The sequence below is a fragment of the Acinetobacter sp. IK40 genome (genome assembly GCF_035615075.1).
In the GTDB taxonomy this organism is placed as follows: domain Bacteria; phylum Pseudomonadota; class Gammaproteobacteria; order Pseudomonadales; family Moraxellaceae; genus Acinetobacter; species Acinetobacter courvalinii.
Genome location: NZ_JANBOE010000028.1, coordinates 1 through 1,301, shown reverse-complemented (window position 1 = coordinate 1,301; position 1,301 = coordinate 1). Strand labels below are relative to the sequence as shown.

The following is a 1,301-nucleotide window of genomic DNA, read 5'->3' as shown; positions in this document are numbered from 1 at the left end:
TTCAAATGGCGATTCAGCGTTTAATTGGTTTTGGGAAAAAAGAAGAGTTTAAGGAAATTTTGGCAATTTTAAGAAAGCAGAATCCTGATAGGATAAGGGTTCTGTGAAATTTGTCGTGTACAGAGATCAATTTCTTATAACTGTTCTGCATATTTCTATCCTTTTATTGTTATTCCCTATCTCTTAATCGAGATCACTCAAAATTAATCATAAAAAAAGCATCCTTTATAGGATGCTTTTGTTGTTATCCGACATACGGCAATTATCTTAGAGCAAACAATATTCCCACAAAAATAATGAGGCCAATCCAACGGTTATGACGGAATGCCCAAAAACATAGCTGTGGATTTTTATCGCGAGTTTTAAACCATTGGTAAATAAAATCAGCAGCAACCAGCAAAAGTGCTAACAAGCCAAATGGAATCAATAAATTTTCCAGCCAAAGTGCAGCACCTATCAATAAAATACTGCTCGCCTGCAGGGTGCTAATAATTGAAATATCATGCTGGCCAAACAAGATTGCAGTCGACTTCACCCCTATCTTTAAATCATATTCACGATCTGCAATTGCATATTGGGTATCATAGGCTACGGTCCAGGCCAGATTACCAAAATATAGAAGCCAGCAGGTTAAATCCGGCGTTTGTCCAACTGCGGTATAAGCCATCGGAATCGACCAGGAAAATGCTGCACCCAAAAAGACTTGAGGTAAATGGGTATAGCGCTTCATAAAAGGATAAATAAACGCTAACAGCAAAGCCCCAAATGACCAGTAAAAAGTTTCGATCGGCAAGAAAAATAGCAGACAGGCGCTGGCAGCCACCAAAACCAGAAATACCATCACCGCTTCTTTGGCGCTGATGACTCCGGTCGCTAGTGGTCGGTTTTTAGTACGCTCCACATGCGCATCGACTTTACGGTCAGCAAAATCATTGATGGCACAACCCGCCGCCCGCATAAAAATCACACCCAAAATCATGGGAATTAAAATTTCAATGCGTGGCATCCCCTGAGCCGCAATCCATAACGCCCACAAGGTTGGCCAAAAGACCAGTTCAGTACCAATCGGGTTATCAAAACGACAAAGATAATAATAGGCGCCAAGACGCTCACGCCAGGTTATTGCTTGTGCAGTTGCCATATAAAGTCAAGCCCTTGAATTTTGTATAAAGTGTCTCTGTACACGACAAAAATAGATAACTCATTGAAATAATGTCACAATAATTGTTTTCTAACGACGAATACTATGACACATCTCAATGAGTTATATCTTATCTTAAACAAATCTCTAAAATGGAACA

Annotated in this window: 1 protein-coding gene; it reads right to left on the bottom strand. The window is 39.8% G+C overall.

What is annotated here, in order from left to right; translation table 11 throughout:
• Positions 1 to 262: 262 nt before the first annotated feature.
• Positions 263 to 1,141 carry a 4-hydroxybenzoate octaprenyltransferase gene (gene ubiA, locus MSG93_RS19220; protein ID WP_000179585.1) on the bottom strand — a complete coding sequence of 293 codons (879 nt, stop codon included), beginning with the start codon at positions 1,139 to 1,141 and terminating at the stop codon, positions 263 to 265.
• Between the last annotated feature and the right edge of the window lie 160 nt (positions 1,142 to 1,301).

Bases quoted from the DNA above. Each gene is read 5' to 3' on its own strand.
- ubiA (WP_000179585.1), bottom strand. From the start codon at position 1,141: ATGGCAACTGCACAAGCAATAACCTGGCGTGAGCGTCTTGGCGCCTAT.